Below are 22,476 nucleotides of genomic sequence, written 5' to 3'. Positions count from 1 at the left end.
ATCTCGTTGGTGCCGCCGTAGATCTTCTGCACGCGGGCCGAGGCGTACATCCGGGCGATGGGGTACTCGGTCATGAAGCCGTAGCCGCCGAAGACCTGGAGGCAGCGGTCGATGATCTCGCACTGCTTGTCGGTGCAGTAGTACTTGGCCATCGACGCGGTGGCCGGGTCCAGCCTGCCCTCCAGGTGCAGGCTGATGCAGTGGTCGAGCAGGGTGCGCGAGGCCAGGGCCTCGGTCTTGCACTCGGCCAGCTCGAAGCGCAGGTTCTGGAACTTGAGGATGGGCTTGCCGAACGCCTCGCGCTCCTTGGCGTAGTCGGTCGCGAGCCTCACGGCGGTCTCGGCGGCGGCCACCGCGGTGACGGCGATGATCAGCCGTTCCTGGGGGAGCTGCTGCATGAGCTGGATGAAGCCCTGACCCTCGCACTCCACGCCGCCCAGGATGTTGCCGGCGGGCACGCGCATGTCGTCGAAGAACAGCTCCATCGTGTCCTGGTACTTCAGGCCGATCTTGTCCAGCTTGCGGCCGCGGTCGAAGCCGGGCAGGTCGGTGGTCTCGGCCACCAGGAGCGAGAGGCCCTGTGCGCCCTCGCCGCCGGTGCGGGCGACGATGATGAGCAGGTCACAGTGCATGCCGTTGGAGATGAAGGTCTTGGCACCGTTGACCACCAAGTCGTCGCCGTCGCGGGCGGCGGTGGTGCGCAGCGCCTGGAGGTCGGACCCGGCGCCGGGCTCGGTCATGGCGATCGCGCCCACCATCTCGCCGCTGGCGAGCTTGAGCAGCCACCGCTGCTTCTGCTCCTCCGTGCCGTACTGGAGGATGTAGTGCGCCACGATCGTGCTGTGGACCGAGTTGCCCCAGCCGTCGTCGAGGGCGCGCGTCTGCTCCTCGGCGATCACGGCCTCGTGCGCGAACGTGCCGCCACCGCCGCCGTACTCCTCCGGGATGGAGATGCACAGCAGGCCCGCGTCTCCGGCCTTGTTCCAGAACTCGCGGTCGACGGCACCCTCCTCGGCCCAGCGCTCGAGGTTGGGGGCGGTCTCCTTCTCGAGGAACGCCCGCGTGTGCGCGCGGAGGGCGTCGAGGTCGTCGGTCATCCATGTGGAACGGTAGGGGGCGGGCTCGAACACGGGTCATCTCCAGGGGAATCGAGGTGATCTGGGCCGGTCGGCCCGTCTCAGACGCTACAATACAAGCGTATGGTCGCGAACGTCGACCGATCCGCTCACATCGCGCGTGACGCGAGAACTCAGGGGGCACCATGCAGGCAGACCAGTCCGCACGGGCGCGGATCCGCGCCGCGGCGCTCGAGCTCTACGCCGAGCACGGAGAGGACGGGGTGTCCATGCGGAGGGTGGCCGCCGAGGTCGGGGTGACGATCGGTCTGATCCAGCATCACTTCGGGACCAAGGAGGGGCTGCGCCGGGCCGTCGACGGACTGGTGGTGGAACGGGTGGTCGGCGCGCTGGCGACGGTCCACCACACGGGGTCGGCGGCCGAGGTTGTGGAGGCGCGCAACGTCGCAGTCCGCGCGATGCTCCGGGAGAACCCGCAGGTGGTGAGGTACCTCAACCGCGCCCTGCTCGAGCCCGACGGGCGCGGGGCCTCGCTCCTGGAGGCGATCGTCGAGCTCACCACCAGGGAGGTCGACGGGCTGCGGCGCGGGGGGCACGCGTCCACGCGGACGCCCGACAAGGTCCAGGTGGTGCGCACGATCATGGATCAGGTGGGCGAGCTGTTCCTCCAGCCCATCGTGGCCGCGATCTGGTCGCAGGTGGACGGTGACCCGACGGGTCGTCCCTCGATCGGCATCACCGTGGAACGCCGGTGACGCCCGTGGAGCCGGGCCGCCGCCCGTCGTGGGTCGTGCGCCGGGGGCCGGCGACCGATAGACTGCCGGGGGCGTAAACCCCGGCATGTCCGCCGGAGTGGGAAGGACACGCACATGAGGTTCACCGGTCTGACGCGACTCGCCGCGACGGCTCTGTTGGCGGGGGCGACGGTCCTCGTGGCCCCGGCGGCGGCGCAGGCCGCGGTGCCGGTCGCGGGCGGGACCCCGGTGCTCGTCGGGGGAACCGCGGGGTGCACCCTGACCACGGCGGGGTACGACGCGGGCGGAACCCCGGTCGCGTTCACCGCCGCACACTGCAGCGACCGCATCAACGCCCCCGTGATCCTCCGGGACGACGAGGCTGCCGGCGTGATCGGGACCGTCGTCACGCGGAACGAGATCCTCGACTACTCGGTCATCCGGCTCGACCCGCGCGTCGCGGTGCCGGTGCGCCAGCCGGGCGTCACGGGCCGGGGGCCCGCGCCCGAGTTCGGCGATGTTGTCTGCAAGGACGGCGCGTCGACCGGCCACACCTGCGGCATCACCTGGCAGCGCGACGGGGTGAAGTTCTGGGCCCACGCGTGTGCCGGTCACGGTGACTCCGGTGGGCCCGTGACCCGGGACGGTCGCCTGGTGGGACTGCTGTCCGGGGGCCAGATGGCGCCGGCCGCGGGACCGCTCGGCAGCGTGTCCTCCGTCCTGCCGCCGTGCGTCCACCCGGCGCAGAGCCCCTTCTTCGTCCCGGCCTTCGCCTTCTCCTTTGACGCGATCGTCGCCGACGCCACGGCCCGCAACTGGCCGGGGCGCGGCTTCCAGCAGGCCTGACGCGCGGTCGCCCCGGCGGCACGAGAGGGGCCCGGTACCGAAGCGCTTCGGTACCGGGCCCCTCTCGTGCCGCCCCCGTGGTCCGGCCGGGTGTCAGGTCACTTCAGCTCGGCGCTGGACAGGTCCAGCATCCGTCGGGCGATCACCAGCTGCTGGATCTGCTGGGTGCCCTCGAAGATGTCGAGGATCTTCGAGTCGCGCGCCCACTTCTCCAGGAAGCTGCGCTCGGAGTAGCCGTAGCTGCCCGCGAGTTCGACCGCGCCCAGGGTGACCGCGGAGCCGGTGCGACCGGCCTTGGCCTTGCACATGGACGCCTCCTTGGTGTTGGGCATCTTGTTGTCGGCCATCCACGCCGCGCGCAGCGTGAGCAGGTACGCGGACTCCCAGTCGGCCTCGAGCTCGAGGTACTTGGCGACCGCGGCGGGTTGGCTGGTGGCCGGCCGGTCGTAGTCGATCTCCATCCCCGCCTCCTCGAGGAGGGTGCGGATCTCCTCGAGGGCGGCGCGGGCGACGCCCACGGCCATCCCCGCGACCAGGGGCCGGGTGTTGTCGAAGGTCTGCATGGCGCCGGCGAAGCCCTTGTCCACCCGGATCTCCGGGTCACCCAGGAGGTTCTCCTTGGGGACACGGCAGTCGGTGAACGTGATCTGGGCGGTGTCGGAGGCGCGGATGCCGAGCTTGTGCTCGAGCCGGTCCACGTTGACACCCGGGTGCTCGCGGGGCACCACGAAGGACTTGATGGCCGCGCGGCCCTTGCTCTTGTCCAGCGTCGCCCACACCACGATGTGGTCCGCGCGCGCGCCGGAGGTGATGTAGATCTTGGTCCCGTTGATCACGTACTCGTCGCCGTCCAACCGGGCGGTGGTGGAGACCGCCGCGGAGTCGGAGCCGAACTCGGGTTCGGTGATGGCCATGGAGGCCCACACCCGGCCGAACCTCTCCATCTGCTCGTCGTTGGCGACGGCCGCGATGGCGGAGTTGCCCAGGCCCTGACGCGGGATCGACAGGGTCAGTCCCACGTCGCCCCAGCACGTCTCGATGATGTTGAGCAGGGACTTCATGTTGCCGCCGTTGGACACGCCCTCCCGACGCGGGGCACCGCCCGAGCCCATGGTGGCGCCCGAGGCCGCCTTGCCGGCGTCCTCCATGGCCTCCATCAGGGCCTTGAGGGTGTCGAGTTCGACGGGGTACTCGTGCTCCGCGAGGTCGTACTTGCGGGAGACGGGACGGAAGATCTGGGTGGCGACCTGGCGGGCCTGGTTGGCGCCCACCTGGAGCCGCTTGGGGAGTTCGAGGTTGATCATCGTCGATGGTCCTTACGTCCGGGTGGGGGAGGTGGTCTGGTGGGCGGCGCTCACAGGACCACCACGCCCTCGGCCACGCCCACGGCTCGCAGGTCGCGGTACCACCGCTCGACGGGGTGCTCCTTGGTGAAGCCGTGGCCGCCGAGGAGCTGGACGCCGTCCAGGCCGATCCGCATGCCCTTGTCCGCCGCGATCTTGCGGGCCAGCGCGGCCTCGCGGGCGAAGGACATGCCCTGTTCGGCGCGCGAGGCGCCACGCCAGGTCACCAGGCGCATGCCGTCCAGCTCGGTGGCCATGTCCGCGACGGCGAACGCCACCGCCTGGCGGTATGCGATGGGCTCGCCGAACGCCCTGCGCTCCTTGACGTACGGGGTCACGTAGTCCAGGACGGCGTGGGAGGTGCCGACGGCGAGCGCGGCCCACCCGAGCCGCGAGAGCCGGACGATGTCGGCGTAGGTGGCCATCCGGTCCTCGGGGGAGGCCTCCGGGCCTCCGAGGATCGCGTCGGCGGGCAGCGAGACGTCGGTGAGGACGATCCGACCGAGGCCGGCGGCGCGGAGCCCCATGGACGGGTCGGCCTCCACGACGAGGCCGTCGGTGTCCGACTCGACCACGAAGAAGGTCGGGGAACCGTCGAGGGTGGCGGCGACGACGAAGAGTTCGGCGCTCCCGGCCGTGGGCACCATCGACTTGACGCCGGAGAGCGAGAAGCCGCCGGGCACGCGCGTGGCCGTGGTCCTGAGATCGAACGGGTCGAACAGTGGACGCGGCTCGGCCACCACGACCGCGGCCGCCGGGACCTTCTCGGAGGCGAACGCCGGGAGATAGGACTTCTGCTGGGCGTCCGAGCCGAACTGGGTGAGGGTGGTCGCCACGCCCGAGGGGGCGAGGATCGGCAGGGCCAGGCCCATGTCGCCGTACGCGAGCGCCTCGGCGACGAGCGCGTTGGTCACCACGCCGCGCTCGGTGGCGATGCCCTCGAACTCCTCGGGGACGTTGAGCAGGGCGGCACCGATCTCGGCGGACCGGGCCATCAGCGACGCGGGCGCCTCGGCGGCGTGGTCGGCGTCGTGGGCCGCCGGACGGATCACCTCGGCGGCGAAGTCGCGCACGGTCTCGACGATCATCTGCTGCTCGTCGTCGAGGGTGAGGTCGAACAGGTCGGGCCGGGCCTCGGTGTCCGCGTCGGGGAGCCGCTTGGGCGCGCCGCCGCCGGACACCTTCTTGAAGGACTCCGTCGCGGCGCCCAGGGTCTTGAAGCCGGTCCGGGTGGCCTCGTAGGCCACCCGGTCGACCTTCTGCCGCAGCTTGAAGCGCTCGGCGAACTCCGACCCCGTGATGGTCGTGAGGGCGCGCATCGCGGCGCCGATCGCGTCGATGCGCGTGGGGTTCTTGCCCGGGGTCGAGGTCTCCGCGCGTCCGGTCGTGGACGGGGGCGTGGGGTTCTTGCTCATCATCACCAGCTGTTCTCGTGACGGACGGTGGACGGTGCTGTCCCCGATACCTTACTTCGGAGTAAGTTCCGGACGCCACACTTTCCCCGCGAGGGGTGGAAGTCGCAGGTGGGGGCGGCGAGCTCAGCCGCGCAGGAGGGCGACGGCCTGATCGACCGCGCGGGGTCGCCCGGCGACAAACCAGTCGTAGCCGTTCACCTCGACGGTGGTGCAGACCCCGCCGGCGCCCTCGACCAGCGCCCGCCCGGGCAGCCAGTCCCATTCCGGGCAGGAGTGCTGGCACCACACGGTGTGGACGCCACACGCCACCGATGCCAGGTCCACGGAGCCCGAGCCGAGCATCCTGATGGTCGCCGCTCCCCGGCTGACCCGGTGGAAGGGCTCGGCGAGGTCGGGGTCGGCGAAGAACGGCGGGTGGAGATAGGTGGCCAGGCTGCCGTCGGCGAGGTCGCCCGGGGTGAGCCTGTCGACCGGCACCCCGTTGCGGCGGGTGGGCAGGTCGGAGCCGCCGACGAAGGTGTCCCCGGTGACGGGGCGGTGGACGGCCCCCAGCAGGTAGCCGTCGCCGCCGGTCACGGCCACCGCCGAGCACCAGTAGTCGGAACCGGTGACGAAGTTGTAGGTCCCGTCCACAGGGTCCACGACCCATCGACGCTCGTGCTCGGCCGGCACGAGGGTGCCCTCCTCCCCGAGGACCCCGTCTCCGGGGCGATGGGCGGCCAGGAGCGCGGTGATCTCCCGCTCGGCCGCTTCGTCGGCCTCGGTGACCACATCGGAGACCGAAGTCTTGCGGTGGACGTCCAGTCCGTCCTCGCGCAGGCGTCGCGCGAGGGTTCCGGCGCCAACGACGAGGCGGGCGGCCAGGTCCGCGTCGGTCATCGGCGCGACGGTCTCGTGGGGAAGTGGGCGTGGGCGGCTGGTGTCGATGGACATGCACTTCCTCCGCTAGGGCCTCGGGCGGCCCGCTGACCTCGTCCGGTGGCGGGTACGCCGCGGTCGACGCTACCCCCGACGGGCGACGGGTGAGCGTGCGGCGGACCACGGGAGGGAGTCGGGTGGTCAAACGCGAGACGACGTCCGGTCCGCGTAGAGTTGGCTTCCGTGCACCCTGACGTTTCCGCCGACATCGGCGCCCTCGACGCCACCATGACCACCGTCGAGAAGGTCCTCGACATCGAGGAGCTCGCCCGCCGCGTCGACGAGCTCGAACAGATGGCCGCCGATCCCGACCTGTGGAACGACCAGGACCGGGCCCAGAAGGTGACCAGCGAGCTCTCCTACATCCAGGCCGACCTCCGGAAGTGCCGTGACCTGCGTCAGCGCATCGAGGACCTGCCCCTGATGTACGAGTTGGCCGAGGAGGAGGGCGAGGACGCGGTCGCGGAGGCGGACGCCGAACGCTCCGCTCTCCGCGAGGACGTCGAGGCCATGGAGGTCAAGACGATGCTCAGCGGCGAGTACGACCAGCGCGAGGCCGTGGTGAACATCCGCTCCGGCGCCGGCGGCATCGACGCGGCGGACTTCGCGGAGATGCTCATGCGCATGTACATCCGGTGGGCGGAGAAGGCCGGTCACAAGGTCGAGGTCTACGACACCTCGTACGCGGAGGAGGCGGGCATCAAGTCCGCGACCTTCGTGGTCCACGACCCCTACATGTACGGCACCCTCTCGGTCGAGCAGGGCACCCACCGGCTGGTGCGGATCAGCCCGTTCGACAACCAGGGCCGCCGCCAGACCTCGTTCGCCGAGGTCGAGGTCCTCCCCGTCGTCGAGCAGACGGACTCGATCGACGTCGACGAGAACGAGGTGCGTGTCGATGTCTACCGGTCCTCCGGGCCCGGTGGGCAGTCCGTCAACACCACCGACTCGGCGGTCCGGCTCACCCACGTCCCGACCGGCATCGTGGTGACGTGCCAGAACGAGAAATCCCAGCTGCAGAACAAGGTCGCGGCGATGAAGGTCCTGGCGGCCAAGCTGCTCGCCCGCAAGCAGCAGGAGGAGCGGGCGGCGCTCGACGCCCTCGGCGCTGGCGGTAACGCCTCGTGGGGTAACCAGATGCGCTCCTACGTCCTGCATCCGTATCAGATGGTGAAGGACCTGCGCACCGAGTACGAGGTCAACAACCCGTCCGCCGTGCTCGACGGGGACATCGACGGGTTCATCGAGGCGGGCATCCGTTGGCGGATGCGGGAGGGGGCAGGCGCCGAGTGAGGTTCCGGGCCGACTTCAGTGGAATCCTGACCTGGCTCAGCAACCAGGGGCTGGAGGTCGTCCTCCTGATCCTCGGTGCGGCCCTGATGACGCGGGTGATCGCCAAGATCGCCCGGATGTGGACCGGACGGATCGACTCCCGGCACGTCGACGAGGAGTACTGGTCGGAGGAGTCCAAACACCTCCACTCGCTGATCCAGGTGTTCTCCTACGTCGCGGTGGGCGTCCTGTACGTCCTGGTCGGCATCCAGATCCTGCTGCGCTTCGGCGTCAACCTGGTCACCCTGGTGGCGCCGGCCACGGTGCTCGGCGCGGCGCTCGGCTTCGGCGCGCAGAAGATCGTGCAGGACTTCCTCTCCGGATTCTTCATCCTCGCCGAGCGGCAGTACGCCTACGGCGACATCGTCGAACTCACCACGTCGACCGGCGTCACCTCGGGCACGGTCGAGGACGTCACGCTGAGGATCACCCGGCTGCGCAACCTCGACGGCGAGGCCGTGATCGTCCCCAACGGCCAGATCGTCACCGCGATCAACCAATCGCAGGACTGGGCGCGTGCGGTCATCGACGTCCCGGTGCCCAACAACGCCGACATGGACAAGGCCCACGAGGTGCTGGCGCAGGTCTGCCGCGACATCATCGAGGACGACCGGGTGGGCGAGTACATCCTCGACGAGCCCACCGTCATGGGTGTGCAGTCGATCCGGCTCGAGCAGACGGTGATCCGGCTCCTGGCGCGGACCAAGCCCGGGATGCAGTGGGAGGTGGGGCGCCGGATGAGGGCGGTCATCCTGCGTCGTTTCCGCGCCGAGGGCATCAACCTCGACCCGGATGGACTCGCGGCGATCCGAGCGGGGATGCTGCGACAGCCGAGCGGAGAGGGGGCGGTCTGATGTCCGGGACCCGAGATGACACCACCGGCGAACCTCCGGTCGGACGCGACCGGTCGAACCCCGGCGGGACGCCGGATCCCGACGGGCGGTCCCGGCGCCCCCGCCCGGCGATCCTGGCCCTCGCGGGGGAGTTCCTCAGGATGTCGCGGACCACCGCGGTCCTGCTGATCGCCTTCGTCCTCACCGGGGCGTTGTACCTCCTGGTCCGGGAGCAGCCGGTGGTGGGCTTCGGCCCGGCTCCGGCCCCTGCCCCGGCGACCACGGAGCCGGCCCCGCCGCCCGCCCCGACCGCGACCGCGCCGGTCGTCGACTCCTCCGAGCCGGCCCCGACCGGGCAGTCCACCCCGCCGGGGACCGGGTCCTCGGTCAGCTCCGAGGTCGCGACGCCGCGCCAGCAGAGCCCGACGCCGTCCGACCGACCGGGCGGCCCCACGAGCCCCCAGCCGACGCCGGACCAGTCGCCACAGCAACAGCCCCGACAGGACCAGCAGGAGGCCCCCGTCGCCGGAGGCGCGGGGTCGCCCCAGGCGTGAGGTCCGGGGAGGTCGGCGGGACCGTCAGGGGAGGGGGCGGTCCTCCGGTTGGGGCACCTGCCCGACCACGTGTGATTGAAGTGGCGCTACGCTACTGCTGTGATCAGTGCTTCTCATGTGACTAAGTCGTACGCGTCCTCGACGCGTCCGGCACTGTCCGATGTGTGCGTGGAGATCGCCAAGGGCGAGTTCGCGTTCCTGATCGGCGCCTCCGGGTCCGGCAAGTCCACCTTCCTCCGGCTCCTGCTCCGCGAGGACACGCCCGATTCGGGCACCCTCGTCGTGGCCGGGCACGACCTCACCCGCATGAAGTCCTCGTCCGTCCCCGCGTTCCGGCGCACCCTCGGCTGCGTCTTCCAGGACTTCAGGCTGCTCGAGGGCAAGACCGTCGCCGAGAACGTGGCGTTCGCCCTCCAGGTCATCGGCAAGTCGCGCCGGACCATCGACAAGGTCGTGCCGGAGACCCTCGAGATGGTCGGCCTCGCCCGTGAGGCCGATCGTCGACCGCACGAGTTGTCCGGCGGTGAGCAGCAGCGGGTCGCGATCGCCCGGGCGTTCGTCAACCGGCCGCTGCTGCTGCTCGCCGATGAACCGACGGGCAACCTCGACCCCGAGACCAGCGAGGACATCATGCTGCTGCTCGACCGGATCAACCGGACCGGGACCACCGTCCTGATGGCGACCCACGACCGGCACATCGTCGACCGCTCGCGGCGCCGGGTGGTGGAGCTGGTCGACGGGAAGGTCGTCCGGGACGACGACCGGGGCACCTACGGGGTGGACCGCTGATGGCCGTCACGTTCATCGCGTCGGAGGTCTGGCAGGGGCTGCGCCGCAACCTGTCGATGACCCTGGCCATGATCATCACCACCGCCGTCGCGCTCGCGATGCTCGGGGCCGGCGTGCTCGTGGTGATGACCGCCTCCGCCAGTCAGGCCAAGTACGACTACCTCAACGAGTTCCGCGTCTACGTGGACCGCTCCATCTCGCTCGAGGATCCCGACTGCACGTCGGCGTGCGGGCGGATCCGCGCCGAGCTCGAGGCCACGGACGGCGTCGCCTCGGTGGAGTACAAGAACCCCCGACAGACGTACGACGAGTTCGTCGAACTGTTCTCCTCGACCGATCCGGTCCTGGTGGAGTCGACCTCCCCCGACGCGCTCGGCTCGCGGTTCACGCTCACGCTCGTCGACCCGACCCGGGCGGAGTCGGTCGCGCAGGCCCTGGCCGACGTCGAGGGGATCGAGATCGTCCAGGGGCAGGGTGAGCTGGTCGAGCGGGTGTTCTCCGTGCTGGACGGGGTCCGGAACGCCGCCTTCACCATCGCGGTGGTCCAGCTCCTGGCCACCGTCCTGCTCATCGCCAACATGACCCAGATCGCCGCGTTCACCCGACGGACCGCGGTCGGGATCATGCGCCTGGTGGGGGCGAGCCGCTGGTACACCGACCTCCCGTTCATCCTCGAGGCGGTGATCGCCGCGGTGGTCGGCGCGCTGCTCGCCGTCGGCGGCCTCCTGGCGGCCAAGGGCGTGTTCCTCGACCGGGTGCTGGCCGAGGCCTACCGCGCGAATCTGGTGGAACGGATCACCACCGCGGACATCCTGCTCCTGGCCCCGGTTCTCGTGGCGGCGGGCGCCGTCGTATCCGCGTTGACCGCGTGGGCCACCCTGCGGATCACGGTTCGGCACTGATCAGTCGCTGATCTACACTCGGGGGTCTGCCAGTCCACGCCGAACGAGGAGGTGAGCCGACGTGGCCAAGAAGGGCAAGAAGAAGGGCGCGTCGTCGCTCGGCTCCGACGGGAGCGTGATCGCCAGCAACCGCAAGGCCCGACACGAGTACACGATCCTCGACACCTACGAGGCGGGCATCGCGTTGGTCGGCACGGAGATCAAGAGCATGCGCGAGGGCAAGGCCTCGTTGGTCGACGCGTTCGCGACGGTCGACGACGGCGAGGTGTGGCTCCGCGGGCTCCACATTCCCGAATATTCGCACGGGAGCTGGACCAACCACGCCCCCAAGCGGGCCCGCAAACTCCTCCTTCACCGCCGCGAGATCGATTCGCTGGTCGGCAAGGTCCGGGACGGCAACTCCACCCTGATCCCGCTGTCCCTCTACTTCGTGGGCGGGCGCGTCAAGGTCGAGCTGGCCGTGGCGCGCGGCAAGCAGGCGCACGACAAGCGTCAGGACATCGCCAAGCGGACCGCCGAGCGCGAGGCCGTCCGCGAGATCGGCAGGAAGATCAAGGGCATGACCGGATGATGCCGGTCGCGCTGGCGTCGACCTCGGCGGTGGCGTATGGCATCAGCGACTACCTCGGCGGGGTGGCGTCCCGCCGGGCCCGCGCGCTGCGCGTGGTCAGCGTGGCGTACCCGCTGTCGATCCTGCTGGTCGGTGGGGCGGCGGTGGTGGCCGGTGGCTCGCCCACTCTCGTCGGGGTGGCGTGGGGAGTGGCCTCGGGACTGGCGTCGGGGATCGCGGTGTGGTCGTTCTACGTCGCGCTCTCGCGCGGTCCGATGAGCGTGATCTCGCCGATCACCGCGGTGCTCGCCGCGGCCGTCCCGCTCGGCGTCGGCCTGGCGGCGGGGGAGCGGCCCGGGGGGAACGCGCTCCTCGGCATGGCGCTGGCCCTCGTCGCCACGGTCCTGGTGTCGCTGGAGAGCGAGGAGGGGTCCTCGGCCGAACACGGGCGGCTCACCCCGCAGTTGATGGCGCTCACGGTGATCTCGGGCCTGGCGTTCGCGGGCTTCTTCGTCCTGTTGGCGCAGGTTCCGCCGGGCGAGGGACTGTGGCCGGTCGCGGCGTCACGGATCGGGGCCACCGTCGTCGTGCTGGCCGCGGCCATCGCCGTACGCGAGTCGTTCGGGTTCTCCGGTCGTCTCGTCGCCATCGGGTTGGTGATCGCGGTGTTCGACGCCGTCGCCAACGGCAGCTTCTACTTCGCCTCGCAGGCCGGCATGCTCTCGCTCGTCAGCGTGATCGCCGCGCTCTACCCCGCGTTCACGGTCGCGTTGGCCGTCACCCACGGAGGGGAGCGCCTGCGCCCGGTGCAGTTGGCCGGGCTCGGTCTGGCGGGGGCGGCGATCGTCCTGCTCGCGCTGGGCTGACCCGGTGAGGCACATCACCCTGGCGGGCCCGCCCACATCGGGGTATGGTCGGGAGTCCGTCGGCGTGAGTCGGCGGACCTGACGGGGCTGATGTGGTTTCGACTACGTGAGTTGACGCAGGGGAAGCGTGCCGGTGCAGGCCAGAGACCACCGTAAGCGTCGCGGCAACCAATTACGCGCCGATACCAATCAGCGCGACTACGCCCTCGCTGCCTGATAGCGAGCTCGTAGTCTGTCGGCCCGGGGTCGCTCTCGCCCCGGTCACCGGCATCATCTAGAGAGATCACCGCCCCACCCGGTCACGGGGTGGGTCGGGACACCTCACAGTGACTGGGATCGTCATCGCCGACATGTCCGTATGAGGGCGAGATCCGAGTAGAGGCCACAGCGGACTGCGCACGGAGAAGCCCTGCCGAGGCTGCGGAGGACCCGGGTTCAATTCCCGGCAGCTCCACCATCGGGCCGAGCCCCCGGTCGATCACCGACCGGGGGCTCGGTGCATTTCACCTGCCCGACCGCCCGCGGCTCCGAGCGGGCAGCGGCGCTTCGGTACCCTCTCGGTAGTCGCCGATCGCCCGGACAGGGGCCGTCGGCATCCCAGTAGAGAGAGGCCCGCGCACACGTGAACGCCAAGCCCGCAGGTAACAAGAGCACCAAGGTGCTGCAGACCAAGTCGAACAACGGGATGCTCATCACGGTCGCGGCCCTGATCGCCGTCGCCGTGGTGGTGCTCGGAGGAATCGTCTGGATGGCGCAGCGGGGCGGGGAGGCCAACCCGATCACGTTCGGCGAGACGGCCGACCCCCTGATCGGGATCTCCGACGCGGGAGTGGTCACGGTGGGCGAGGAGGGCGCGCCGACGGTCCAGATCTGGGAGGACTACATGTGCCCGGCGTGCGGCTCCTTCGAGGGGCAGAACGGCGAGCGCATCGCGTCCGCGGTCGAGGCAGGGGACCTGCGCGTCGAGTTCCACACCCTCAACTTCCTCAACGGCCAGTCGGGGTCGGGGGAGTACTCCACCCGCGCCCTCGCGGCCATCCAGTGCGTCGCGGCCAAGGACTCGCTGCCCGTCTTCTTCAAGGTCAAGAACGCCTTCTTCGCCCAGCAGCCCTCGGAGGGCGGCGGCGACCGCACCCCGAAGGAGCTGGCCGACACCGCCGAGGCCGCGGGCGCGAACGCCGACTCGGTCGAGTGCATCGGCAACGTGGAGACGAACGGCGGCATGGACAAGGCCTCCGACAGCGCCGACAACGCGCAGAAGAGCATCCGCGAGATCACCGACCGCGTCTCTACGCCGACCGTCGCCTTCGACGGCAAGGTCGTCGAGATCTCGGACCCGACCTGGCTCGACACCATCCTGGCGTAGCGCCGTCCGGCCGTGCTCGCCGCCGGCCCCGTCCCACGCGGGCGGGGCCGGAGGCGATTTGGAGGGCCCGACCGCGATGGTGTAACTTTGGTCGAGCCGGTGGCCGAGAGGTTGGCGGCGGACAACTGGATACGGGGCTATGGCGCAGCTGGTAGCGCACCACACTGGCAGTGTGGGGGTCAGGGGTTCGAATCCCCTTAGCTCCACCACGGGGATACCCCGGATCATCTGAGGAAGATGATCCGGGGTATCTCTTTTTTTGCCCGGTGGGCGGTCCCGGGTCGATCAGCCCCGGCCGAGGCTGCCGACGCTGCCGAGGCTGCCGAGGAACCCCGCGAGCGAGCCGGTGGCGGGCGGATCGACCGGGGGATTGCATCCGGTGACCTCGATCGAGTGCCACTGGCGATCTCCGAGCCACTCGGGATTTCCGTCCTGCGTCTGGCCGTTGTTGCCGGGGGGGCCCAGCACCATGCGGTAGGACACGGTGTGGGTGTCGGACTCCGGGTTGGGGAGCGGCGGGTTGTACGTCCCGGTGATGTCCTTCAGGTCCTGGACGTAGGTCTTGGTCGACGGCGCCCGGTCCGACACCATCCACCTCTTGTCGACGGTGTTCGGGCCCTCGGTCGGGATGTCGTCCGGCCACCGGGGGCCCTCGAGCACGGTCGACGCCATGCCTCCGGTGCGGCCGATGTCGAACGGAATGCCGTCCACCGTCCGCAGCGGCTCGTCGTCGATGCGCCAGTCGAGGGTGTAAGTGGTGACGTTGGTCGTGTTGCGGATGGTGAACTCGGCCTTGCAGTTTCCGAGGTCCTCGGCCCAGAACTGGACCGGTCCGGTGCGCTGACCGCCCTCTGCGGCGGTGGCCACGGCCGCGGTGGTCGTGAGGCCGGCGCCGAGCAGGGTCGCCGTCGCGAGTCCGGTGAGGAGTCTGTGTGCTGGCATAAGTGGTGCCCTTCCTGGAGTGAATGGATCGAGAACAGTCAACACGGCAACGTGATGCGCCTTACGGGCGGCCTTCTCTCCACCATGTGTCGAGCGGGGAGGCGGGCACGGCGCGCTTGTGGCGGGACACGACGAACATCTGCTCGATCCGGGCCGCGGCGTCCGCCGGGACGCCGTCGCGACCCTCGAGGTAGTCGTCGATCTGCTCGTAGGTCACGCCCAGCCGGACCTCGTCGGGCAGGCCCGGGCGATCGTCCTCCAGATCGGCCGTGGGGACCTTGCGCCAGGTCGACTCCGGTGCGCCCAGGTGGCGCAGCAGGGCGGCGCCCTGCCGCTTGGTGAGGCCGGTCAGGGGGGTGAGGTCCACGCCACCGTCGCCGTACTTGGTGAAGAACCCGGTCAGTGCCTCGGCGGCGTGATCGGTTCCCACGACGAGGAGGCCCAACTGCCCGGCGACCGCATACTGCGCGATCATCCGCTCGCGCGCCTTGATGTTGCCGCGGACGAGGTCGCGGAGCGGGCCCGCGTGATCGGGGAGGGCGTCCAGGGCCGTGGCCGCGGCGGCGGACGCGGCGTCGGACGCGGCCCGGACATCCACCGTGATGGCGGCGTCGGGCCGGATGAACTCAAGGGCCGTCTGCGCGTCGGCCTCGTCGGACTGGGCACCGTAGGGCAGCCGCATCGCCACGAACCGGGCGGCCGCCAGGCCCTCGTCCCGGAGCTTCTCCGCGGCGAGTTGGCAGAGCCGACCCGCCAGCGTCGAGTCCTGACCGCCGCTGATGCCCAGCACGAATCCCGTCGCCGGGGTCGAGCGGAGGTAGTCGACGAGGAAGCAGACCCGGCGATCGACCTCGGCCGCCGGATCGATCTCGGGCCGGACCCCGAGTTCCTCGATGATCGCGGTCCGTATCTCTGTTCCGATGGGGGTGTCAGCCATGGGTGCCAGCATAGGGTGCGGGGACTTCTCCGCCGGTTGGAGTTCTGGTGGGGCCTTCCGTTACGATGGACCAGTTGTGTGTCGTGCATCCGGCCCCGTGGCCGGACGTCTCGCACAGTCATCCCCAGACGAGTCGGCGGCCCTCATGGCCGCCCGAGAGCCTAAGGAGCGCCAGATGAAGGTCCGCAAGTCCCTTCGGTCGCTGAAGAACAAGCCGGGCGCCCAGGTTGTCCGTCGTCACGGCAAGGTCTTCGTGATCAACAGGAAAGATCCCCGGTTCAAGGCCCGTCAGGGCTGAGTTCCGCCGCGTGGGTTCCCACGCACCCTCGAGGGCCCGTCTCCGGTTTGCCGGCGGCGGGCCCTCGTCGTCGTCGTTGTCGTCGTCGTCCCGTCCCCTCCCGCCCCGGTCCGTCGTGTGGAGGGAGTGGGGACAACATGTGGGCCACATGGGGAGGGCCTGTGGACGGTCGGGATCCGCCGCGAGGGGCGTCCGCCGGTCGGGCGGGGGACGGGGCGCCGGCCCCGGGCGGGGCTCGGGGACGGCGGTTCCGGGGCGGGGTCGCGAGCGTCCACAAGGCGGGATCGCGACCTGGGAATACCAGCGTTGTAAGACCAAAATGTTGTGGTTGGTTGACCTTCCAGCCACTAGGGGTAGTGTCTAGAGGCGTCGCGGTCCCGATGAATGCCACTCGTGGAGTTCGGGTCGTGAACCATGACAGACACCGCGGTTGTCCACAGGCCGGGCGAGAGCGCCGGAACCGATGACCGCTAGAGAAGACCCCTCCGCGCCGCCCGGCGCCCGTGCCGAAAGAGGACCCCGACTCATGGTCACCGTCTACACCAAGCCCGCCTGCGTCCAGTGCAACGCCACCTACAAGGCGCTCGACAAGCAGGGCATCGACTACGAGATCGTCGACATCTCGATGGACGACGACGCGCGGGAGTACGTGATGGCGCTGGGGTACCTCCAGGCGCCCGTCGTGGTGGCCGGAGGCGACCACTGGTCGGGCTTCCGCCCGGATCGGATCAAGGCGCTCGCCTCGGTGGCGGCCTGAGGCCCGGTCGGTCCGGAACCGGTGGGAACACACTGACGTGAGGTAGAGGGGGCGGTCATGGCGGCTCCGTTGCCGGCCGGCGAGCCGGTGGGGATCGTCTACTTCTCCAACATCTCCGAGAACACCAAGCGGTTCGTCGACAGGTTGGGGCTGCCGGCACTGCGCATCCCGGTGCGCAGGTCCGAGCCCGAGCTGGTGGTGTCGGACCCGTATGTTCTGATCGTCCCGACGTACGGGGGAAGCCTCGAGATCACGGGGGGAAGCGGGGCCTCGGTTCCGCGCCAGGTGGTCGCGTTCCTCAATAACGCGCACAACAGAAGCCTCTGCCGGGGCGTCATCGCCGCCGGCAACACCAACTTCGGATCGGATTACGGTCGCTCCGGCGACGTGATCGCTCGCAAGCTGGAGGTCCCGTACCTCTACCGGTTCGAGTTGATGGGCACATACGAGGACGTCATCCGCGTCCGAGAAGGATTGGAAGAGTTTTGGCAGCACCAACCGTGACCCCGGACAGCACCATCGCGGGAGAGGCGGGCGAGGGGCAGCGCCTGGATTACCACGCGCTCAACGCCATGCTCAACCTGTACGACGCGGACGGGAAGATCCAGTTCGACATGGACCGTCGGGCCGCGCGGGAGTACTTCCTCCAGCACGTCAACCAGAACACGGTCTTCTTCCACAACCTGGACGAGAAGCTGGACTACCTGGTCGAGAAGAACTACTACGAGCGCGAGGTGCTCGACCAGTACGCGCGGAACTTCGTGCGCGAGCTGTTCGACCATGCCTACGCCAAGAAGTTCCGCTTCCCCACGTTCCTCGGCGCGTTCAAGTACTACACCTCGTACACGCTCAAGACCTTCGACGGGAAGCGGTACCTCGAGCGGTACGAGGACCGCGTCTGCATGGTGGCGCTGACCCTCGCGGCGGGCGACCAGGTGCTGGCACGGCAGTTGGTCGACGAGATCATCGACGGCCGCTTCCAGCCGGCCACGCCCACGTTCCTCAACTCGGGCAAGAAGCAGCGCGGCGAGCCCGTCTCGTGCTTCCTCCTGCGTATCGAGGACAACATGGAGTCGATCGGCCGCAGCATCAACTCCGCCCTCCAGCTGTCCAAGCGGGGTGGCGGCGTGGCACTGCTGCTCTCGAACCTCCGTGAGCACGGCGCGCCCATCAAGCACATCGAGAACCAGTCGTCCGGCGTCATCCCCGTGATGAAGCTGCTCGAGGACTCCTTCTCCTACGCCAACCAGCTCGGAGCCCGCCAGGGCGCGGGCGCCGTGTACCTGCACGCCCACCATCCGGACATCTTCAAGTTCCTCGACACCAAGCGGGAGAACGCCGACGAGAAGATCCGCATCAAGACCCTCTCGCTGGGCGTGGTGATCCCGGACATCACGTTCGAGCTGGCCAAGCGCAACGACGACATGTACCTGTTCTCGCCGTACGACGTCGAGCGCATCTACGGCAAGCCGTTCGCGGACGTCGACATCTCGGAGCACTACCACGAGATGGTCGAGGACAGCCGGATCAAGAAGACCAAGATCAACGCCCGCCACTTCTTCCAGACCGTCGCGGAGCTGCAGTTCGAGTCCGGCTACCCGTACATCATGTACGAGGACACGGTGAACCGGGCCAACCCGATCGCCGGCAAGATCACGCACTCCAACCTGTGCTCGGAGATCCTCCAGGTCTCGACGCCGTCGGAGTACAACGAGGACCTCACCTACTCGCACGTGGGTAAGGACATCTCCTGCAACCTCGGTTCGCTCAACATCGCCAAGGCCATGGACTCGCCGGACTTCGGCCAGACCATCGAGACGGCGATCCGGGGCCTGACCGCGGTGTCGGACCAGACCCACATCGACTCCGTCCCGTCGATCGAGCGGGGCAACTCGGAGTCCCACGCGATCGGCCTGGGGCAGATGAACCTCCACGGCTACCTCGCGCGGGAGCGGATCCACTACGGATCCGAGGAGGGCGTGGACTTCACGAACATCTACTTCTACACGGTGCTGTTCCACGCGCTGCGGTCCTCCAACGCCCTCGCGCGGGAGCGGGGGACGTGGTTCGCGGGCTTCCCCGAGTCCACGTACGCCTCCGGCGAGTTCTTTGACAAGTACACCGACCAGAGGTGGGAGCCGGCCACCGAGAGGGTCCGTCAGCTCTTCGCGGACGCGGAGGTCGCCGTCCCGACGCAGGACGACTGGCGCGCGCTCAAGGCCGACGTGCAGCAGTACGGCATCTACAACCAGAACCTCCAGGCGGTCCCGCCCACCGGTTCGATCAGCTACATCAACAACTCGACCTCGTCGATCCACCCCGTCGCCTCGCGGATCGAGATCCGCAAGGAGGGCAAGATCGGGCGCGTCTACTACCCGGCGCCCTACCTCACCAACGACAACCTGGACTACTACCAGGACGCGTACGAGATCGGGTACGAGAAGATCATCGACACGTACGCGGCGGCGACCCAGCACGTGGACCAGGGCCTCTCGCTGACCCTGTTCTTCAAGGACACGGCCAGCACGCGCGACGTCAACCGGGCCCAGATCTACGCGTGGCGCAAGGGGATCAAGACCCTGTACTACATCCGGGTGCGCCAGCTCGCGCTCGAGGGCACCGAGGTCGAGGGCTGCGTCTCGTGCATGCTCTGAGTCTCGTGCATGCTCTGAGTCTCGTGCATGCTCTGACCCGCCGACCGCAGGCCTGCGGCCCGAACCACACCCGCCACCACGAGGAGATCCGATGACCGCCGAGCTGCACGCTCCCGGTTCCCACAGCCCCGCCGCCGGGCTCGCCCCGCGACTGGTCGACCGCGTGTCGGCGATCAACTGGAACCGGGTCACCGACGAGGTCGACGACCAGGTGTGGGGACGACTCACCAGCAACTTCTGGCTGCCGGAGAAGGTCCCGGTGTCCAACGACATCCCGTCGTGGCAGACGCTGACGGATGTCGAGCAGGAGCTCACGACCCGGGTCTTCACGGGCCTGACCCTGCTGGACACCCTCCAGGGGACGGTGGGGGCCGTGAGCATGATCCCCGACGCCTCCACCCCGCACGAGGAGGCGGTCCTCACCAACATCGCGTTCATGGAGTCGGTCCACGCCAAGAGCTACTCGACCATCTTCTCGACGCTCTGTTCCACCCCGCAGATCGATGACGCCTTCCGCTGGGCCGAGGAGAACACGTTCCTGCAGCGCAAGGCCCACGTGATCCTGGGCTACTACTCGGGGGACGACCCGCTCAAGAGGAAGATCGCCTCGACCCTCCTCGAGTCCTTCCTCTTCTACTCCGGCTTCTACCTGCCGATGCGCTGGTCCTCGCGGGCCAAGCTCACCAACACCGCGGACATCATCCGGCTGATCATCCGCGACGAGGCGGTGCACGGGTACTACATCGGATACAAGTACCAGCGCGGCCTCGAGCACGTCGGCCAGGCCGAGCGCGACGAGCTCAAGGACTACACCTTCGAGCTGCTGTTCGAGCTGTACGACAACGAGGCGGACTACACGGAGGACCTGTACGACTCGGTCGGCTGGACGGAGGACGTCAAGAAGTTCCTGCGCTACAACGCCAACAAGGCGCTGATGAACCTCGGTTACGAGGGGATGTTCCCCAAGGACGAGACCAACGTCGACCCGGCCATCCTGTCGGCGTTGAGCCCCAACGCCGACGAGAACCACGACTTCTTCTCGGGGTCCGGCAGCTCCTACGTCATGGGCAAGGCCGAGGCCACCGAGGACGAGGACTGGGATTTCTGACCCTCCCGCAGCGCGTGGTGAGCCCCCGACATCCACCCGGAGATGTCGGGGGCTCACCCGTCCGGCCGGACATCGCCCCTAGCCGTCGGGGGCGATCCCGTTGATGGAGTTCCTGATGTCGTCCAGGACGGCGCGGGCGGCGACGGGCCCGGCGCCCTCCCACACGGCGCGGTCCACCACGAACACGCGGCGGGCGCCCACCGCGTCGAGGTCCCTCCACCTGGTCGAGGCGAACACCTCCCGGGCGGCCTCCTCCGACCGGTCACCGCCGCCCACCACCGCGAAGATCACGTCGCCGTCGAGCGGGTCACCCACGGGAGGCGACTCGGGCGCCGGCGGGACGCCCCGGCCGTCCCGGGTGCGCTGGGCCGGGGGCCGGCCGGCCCCCACGGCCTCGAGCATCAACGATCCGAGGGTGTCCGGGCCCTGGACCGAGACTGCCTCCCCGTCCGCGCCCGCCACCGAGAGCAGGGAGACCCACGTATCGGAGGGGGTGGTGGCGCCGGCGGTGATCCGGGCCCGCTCGATCACGTCCAGAAGGAGGTCCCCGCCGGCGCGGGGTCGGCCGTAGGCGTCGGCGATCTCCGCGGTGGCCTCGCTCCACCGCAGGACGTCCGAGTCGTAGACCACGGTGGGGGCCACCCCGGCCAGGGCCCGCGCCACGTCCGGGTCCGGCACCTGGTCGGCGGCCACCACGATGAGGTCGGGCCCGAGTGCGCGGGCCGCGTCCGCGACCCCGGCGGGCGCGGACCCGGCGGTGATCGCGAGGTCGGGCAGCCCGAGGAGGGAGGCGGGTAGGTAGACGTCGGCGTCGGGCGGCAACCCGGACGTCCCGACGACGAGACCCTGCAGCCCCAGGGCGCAGGCGACGTCCACGGCGCCCGCCCCGAGCGCGAGGATCCGCTCCGGCGATCGCGGGACCCCGACCTGGTCCGGTCCCGCGACCCCGGACGGGACCCGGCGCTCCCCGCCTCCGGGGAACTCGACCGGTGCCGGCTCGGGCGCGCACGACTCGTCCGGCTCGGCGGATCTCTGGAGTTCCTCGCCGGCCATCCGGGAGGGCGTCGTGGTGATCGGCTGGTCGACCATGTCGACGGGGGAGGGGCCGCAGGCGGCCAGCACCAGACCGGCGACGAGAGGCGCCGCGGCCCGTGCCGGCCGACTCAGGTACCCCCGGTCGGGGCGACGGGGTCGGATCGGGGCGGAAACGGTCATGGGGAGAGCCTAGGAGATCGCCGCCCGGGCCCCGTCCCCGTGCCGGTGGCGGCGGGTATGGACGTCGTTCGCGGCCCGACGCGGCGGGCCGCGATTCCCGGGGGTCGGCACCCGTGACGAGTTCGGCGGGGTGGGTGGTGCACTGTCTCAGCGGAGGGTTAGGATTGCGCTCACGCACTATTCCTATGCGTTCGACGTGGGGTCGGTGGTTCGGCCCACGGCGTCGGGTGAGGCGTTCAGGAGGACCCTTATGACCGCAGTGGCCCCCAAGCCGGTCCACGATCTCGACCACCCACCGGGCGAACCCACGGGTAACGCCCGCAAGGGGTCGTTCGTGTGGAAGATGCTGACGACGACCGATCACAAGATGCTCGGCATCATGTACATCGTCTCGTGCTTCATCTTCTTCTTCATCGGCGGCCTCATGGCGCTGCTCATCCGTGCGGAGCTCTTCTTCCCGGGCATGCAGTTCCTGTCGAACGAGCAGTTCAACCAGCTCTTCACCATGCACGGCACGGTGATGCTGCTGCTGTACGGCACCCCGATCGTCGTCGGATTCGCGAACTACATCATGCCGCTCCAGATCGGCGCCCCGGACGTCGCGTTCCCGCGTCTCAACGCCTTCGGGTTCTGGCTGTTCACCGTGGGTGGCATCACCATGCTCTCGGGATTTCTCACCCCCGGCGGTGCGGCGGCCTTCGGCTGGACCATGTACATGCCCCTGGCCGACAAGATCCACTCCCCGGCCGTCGGCGCGGATCTCTGGATCCTCGGCGTGGGCCTCGGCGGCATCGGCACCATCCTCGGCGCGGTCAACTTCGTCACCACGATCATCTGCCTCCGTGCGCCGGGCATGACCATGTTCCGCATGCCCATCTTCACGTGGAACATCCTCGTGGCCTCGGTCCTCATCCTCCTGATCTTCCCGCTGCTCACCGCCGCCGCCCTCGGCGTCTTCTACGACCGCCAGTTCGGCGGGCGGATCTACGATCCGGGCAACGGTGGCGCCATCCTGTGGCAGCACCTGTTCTGGTTCTTCGG

Annotated in this window: 23 protein-coding genes, 1 tRNA gene and 1 other RNA gene; 18 read left to right on the top strand and 7 right to left on the bottom strand. The window is 69.5% G+C overall.

Going from position 1 to position 22,476, the window contains the following annotated elements; translation table 11 throughout:
- On the bottom strand, nt 1-1,097 hold a 1,097-nt coding region (locus tag B4M60_RS08560; protein WP_291082258.1), incomplete at its 3' end, for an acyl-CoA dehydrogenase family protein.
- 164 nt (nt 1,098-1,261) lie between these two features.
- Between B4M60_RS08560 and B4M60_RS08555 the strand changes: the two genes are divergently transcribed.
- Nucleotides 1,262-1,831, top strand: coding sequence for a TetR/AcrR family transcriptional regulator (locus B4M60_RS08555; RefSeq protein ID WP_291082255.1), 570 nt, complete (start codon nt 1,262-1,264; stop codon nt 1,829-1,831).
- Nucleotides 1,832-1,945: 114 nt separating this feature from the next.
- The gene (locus B4M60_RS08550) at nt 1,946-2,656 is read left to right on the top strand and encodes a peptidase S1 (RefSeq protein WP_291082252.1); all 711 of its coding nucleotides are present in this window, start codon (nt 1,946-1,948) and stop codon (nt 2,654-2,656) included.
- A gap of 98 nt (nt 2,657-2,754) precedes the next feature.
- On the opposite strand, the gene B4M60_RS08545 is transcribed toward B4M60_RS08550, so the two are convergent.
- The 3 genes from B4M60_RS08545 to B4M60_RS08535 all read right to left on the bottom strand — a co-directional run bounded on the left by B4M60_RS08545 (nt 2,755) and on the right by B4M60_RS08535 (nt 6,347).
- On the bottom strand, nt 2,755-3,960 hold the full coding sequence (locus B4M60_RS08545) for an acyl-CoA dehydrogenase family protein (RefSeq protein ID WP_291082250.1): 1,206 nt from the start codon (nt 3,958-3,960) through the stop codon (nt 2,755-2,757).
- A gap of 50 nt (nt 3,961-4,010) precedes the next feature.
- Nucleotides 4,011-5,417: an acyl-CoA dehydrogenase family protein gene (locus B4M60_RS08540; RefSeq protein WP_291082248.1), complete on the bottom strand. Its 1,407-nt coding sequence runs from the start codon at nt 5,415-5,417 to the stop codon at nt 4,011-4,013.
- A gap of 120 nt (nt 5,418-5,537) precedes the next feature.
- Nucleotides 5,538-6,347, bottom strand: coding sequence for an inositol monophosphatase family protein (locus B4M60_RS08535; protein ID WP_291082245.1), 810 nt, complete (start codon nt 6,345-6,347; stop codon nt 5,538-5,540).
- 168 nt (nt 6,348-6,515) lie between these two features.
- Between B4M60_RS08535 and prfB the strand changes: the two genes are divergently transcribed.
- The 10 genes from prfB (at nt 6,516) to B4M60_RS08485 (ending at nt 13,733) form a co-directional block, all read left to right on the top strand.
- Nucleotides 6,516-7,625, top strand: coding sequence for a peptide chain release factor 2 (gene prfB / locus B4M60_RS08530; protein WP_291082242.1), 1,110 nt, complete (start codon nt 6,516-6,518; stop codon nt 7,623-7,625).
- On the top strand, nt 7,622-8,518 hold the full coding sequence (locus B4M60_RS08525; RefSeq protein WP_291082239.1) for a mechanosensitive ion channel family protein: 897 nt from the start codon (nt 7,622-7,624) through the stop codon (nt 8,516-8,518). Before prfB ends, B4M60_RS08525 begins: the two co-directional genes overlap by 4 nt.
- Entirely contained in the window at nt 8,518-9,051 is a 534-nt protein-coding gene (locus B4M60_RS08520; protein ID WP_291082236.1) for a hypothetical protein, read from the top strand. The genes B4M60_RS08525 and B4M60_RS08520 overlap by 1 nt, the downstream gene beginning before the upstream one ends.
- 99 nt (nt 9,052-9,150) lie before the next feature.
- Nucleotides 9,151-9,840 carry a cell division ATP-binding protein FtsE gene (gene ftsE, locus B4M60_RS08515; protein WP_291082233.1) on the top strand — a complete coding sequence of 230 codons (690 nt, stop codon included), beginning with the start codon at nt 9,151-9,153 and terminating at the stop codon, nt 9,838-9,840.
- Nucleotides 9,840-10,742, top strand: coding sequence for a permease-like cell division protein FtsX (gene ftsX, locus B4M60_RS08510; protein WP_291082230.1), 903 nt, complete (start codon nt 9,840-9,842; stop codon nt 10,740-10,742). Before ftsE ends, ftsX begins: the two co-directional genes overlap by 1 nt.
- Nucleotides 10,743-10,803: 61 nt before the next feature.
- Nucleotides 10,804-11,313, top strand: a complete 510-nt coding sequence (gene smpB, locus B4M60_RS08505; RefSeq protein ID WP_291082227.1) for an SsrA-binding protein SmpB — start codon at nt 10,804-10,806, stop codon at nt 11,311-11,313.
- Nucleotides 11,310-12,158, top strand: a complete 849-nt coding sequence (locus B4M60_RS08500; RefSeq protein ID WP_291082224.1) for an EamA family transporter — start codon at nt 11,310-11,312, stop codon at nt 12,156-12,158. The genes smpB and B4M60_RS08500 overlap by 4 nt, the downstream gene beginning before the upstream one ends.
- Before the next feature lie 83 nt (nt 12,159-12,241).
- Nucleotides 12,242-12,615, top strand: a transfer-messenger RNA (tmRNA) gene (ssrA, locus tag B4M60_RS08495).
- Between the two features lie 165 nt (nt 12,616-12,780).
- Nucleotides 12,781-13,524, top strand: coding sequence for a DsbA family protein (locus B4M60_RS08490; RefSeq protein WP_291082221.1), 744 nt, complete (start codon nt 12,781-12,783; stop codon nt 13,522-13,524).
- 133 nt (nt 13,525-13,657) lie between these two features.
- Nucleotides 13,658-13,733 (top strand) — tRNA-Ala (locus B4M60_RS08485).
- A gap of 76 nt (nt 13,734-13,809) precedes the next feature.
- Here the strand turns inward: B4M60_RS08485 and B4M60_RS08480 are convergent.
- The gene (locus tag B4M60_RS08480) at nt 13,810-14,466 is read right to left on the bottom strand and encodes a hypothetical protein (protein WP_291082218.1); all 657 of its coding nucleotides are present in this window, start codon (nt 14,464-14,466) and stop codon (nt 13,810-13,812) included.
- A gap of 61 nt (nt 14,467-14,527) precedes the next feature.
- The gene (nadE, locus tag B4M60_RS08475) at nt 14,528-15,403 is read right to left on the bottom strand and encodes an ammonia-dependent NAD(+) synthetase (RefSeq protein ID WP_291082215.1); all 876 of its coding nucleotides are present in this window, start codon (nt 15,401-15,403) and stop codon (nt 14,528-14,530) included.
- Nucleotides 15,404-15,578: 175 nt separating this feature from the next.
- Between nadE and ykgO the strand changes: the two genes are divergently transcribed.
- The 5 genes from ykgO to nrdF all read left to right on the top strand — a co-directional run bounded on the left by ykgO (nt 15,579) and on the right by nrdF (nt 20,220).
- Nucleotides 15,579-15,701, top strand: coding sequence for a type B 50S ribosomal protein L36 (gene ykgO, locus B4M60_RS08470; RefSeq protein WP_291082212.1), 123 nt, complete (start codon nt 15,579-15,581; stop codon nt 15,699-15,701).
- A gap of 526 nt (nt 15,702-16,227) precedes the next feature.
- Nucleotides 16,228-16,458: a redoxin NrdH gene (locus B4M60_RS08465; RefSeq protein ID WP_291082209.1), complete on the top strand. Its 231-nt coding sequence runs from the start codon at nt 16,228-16,230 to the stop codon at nt 16,456-16,458.
- A gap of 57 nt (nt 16,459-16,515) precedes the next feature.
- Nucleotides 16,516-16,962, top strand: a complete 447-nt coding sequence (nrdI, locus tag B4M60_RS08460) for a class Ib ribonucleoside-diphosphate reductase assembly flavoprotein NrdI (RefSeq protein WP_291082206.1) — start codon at nt 16,516-16,518, stop codon at nt 16,960-16,962.
- A gap of 68 nt (nt 16,963-17,030) precedes the next feature.
- Nucleotides 17,031-19,112: a class 1b ribonucleoside-diphosphate reductase subunit alpha gene (gene nrdE / locus B4M60_RS08455; protein ID WP_291082273.1), complete on the top strand. Its 2,082-nt coding sequence runs from the start codon at nt 17,031-17,033 to the stop codon at nt 19,110-19,112.
- A gap of 91 nt (nt 19,113-19,203) precedes the next feature.
- Entirely contained in the window at nt 19,204-20,220 is a 1,017-nt protein-coding gene (nrdF, locus tag B4M60_RS08450) for a class 1b ribonucleoside-diphosphate reductase subunit beta (protein WP_291082203.1), read from the top strand.
- A gap of 78 nt (nt 20,221-20,298) precedes the next feature.
- Here the strand turns inward: nrdF and B4M60_RS08445 are convergent, their stop codons facing one another.
- Complete coding sequence (locus B4M60_RS08445; RefSeq protein WP_291082200.1) at nt 20,299-21,435, bottom strand: ABC transporter substrate-binding protein; 1,137 nt, start codon at nt 21,433-21,435, stop codon at nt 20,299-20,301.
- 250 nt (nt 21,436-21,685) lie between these two features.
- Here B4M60_RS08445 and B4M60_RS08440 point away from each other — a divergent pair.
- Nucleotides 21,686-22,476, top strand: a 791-nt coding sequence (locus B4M60_RS08440; protein ID WP_291082197.1) for a cbb3-type cytochrome c oxidase subunit I, incomplete at its 3' end; no start/stop codon positions are given.

Source organism: Dietzia sp. UBA5065, assembly GCA_002415925.1.
Taxonomy (GTDB): Bacteria; Actinomycetota; Actinomycetes; order Mycobacteriales; family Mycobacteriaceae; genus Dietzia.
Note: the sequence above shows the minus strand (reverse complement) of the source record. Positions and strands in the feature narration are given on the sequence as shown.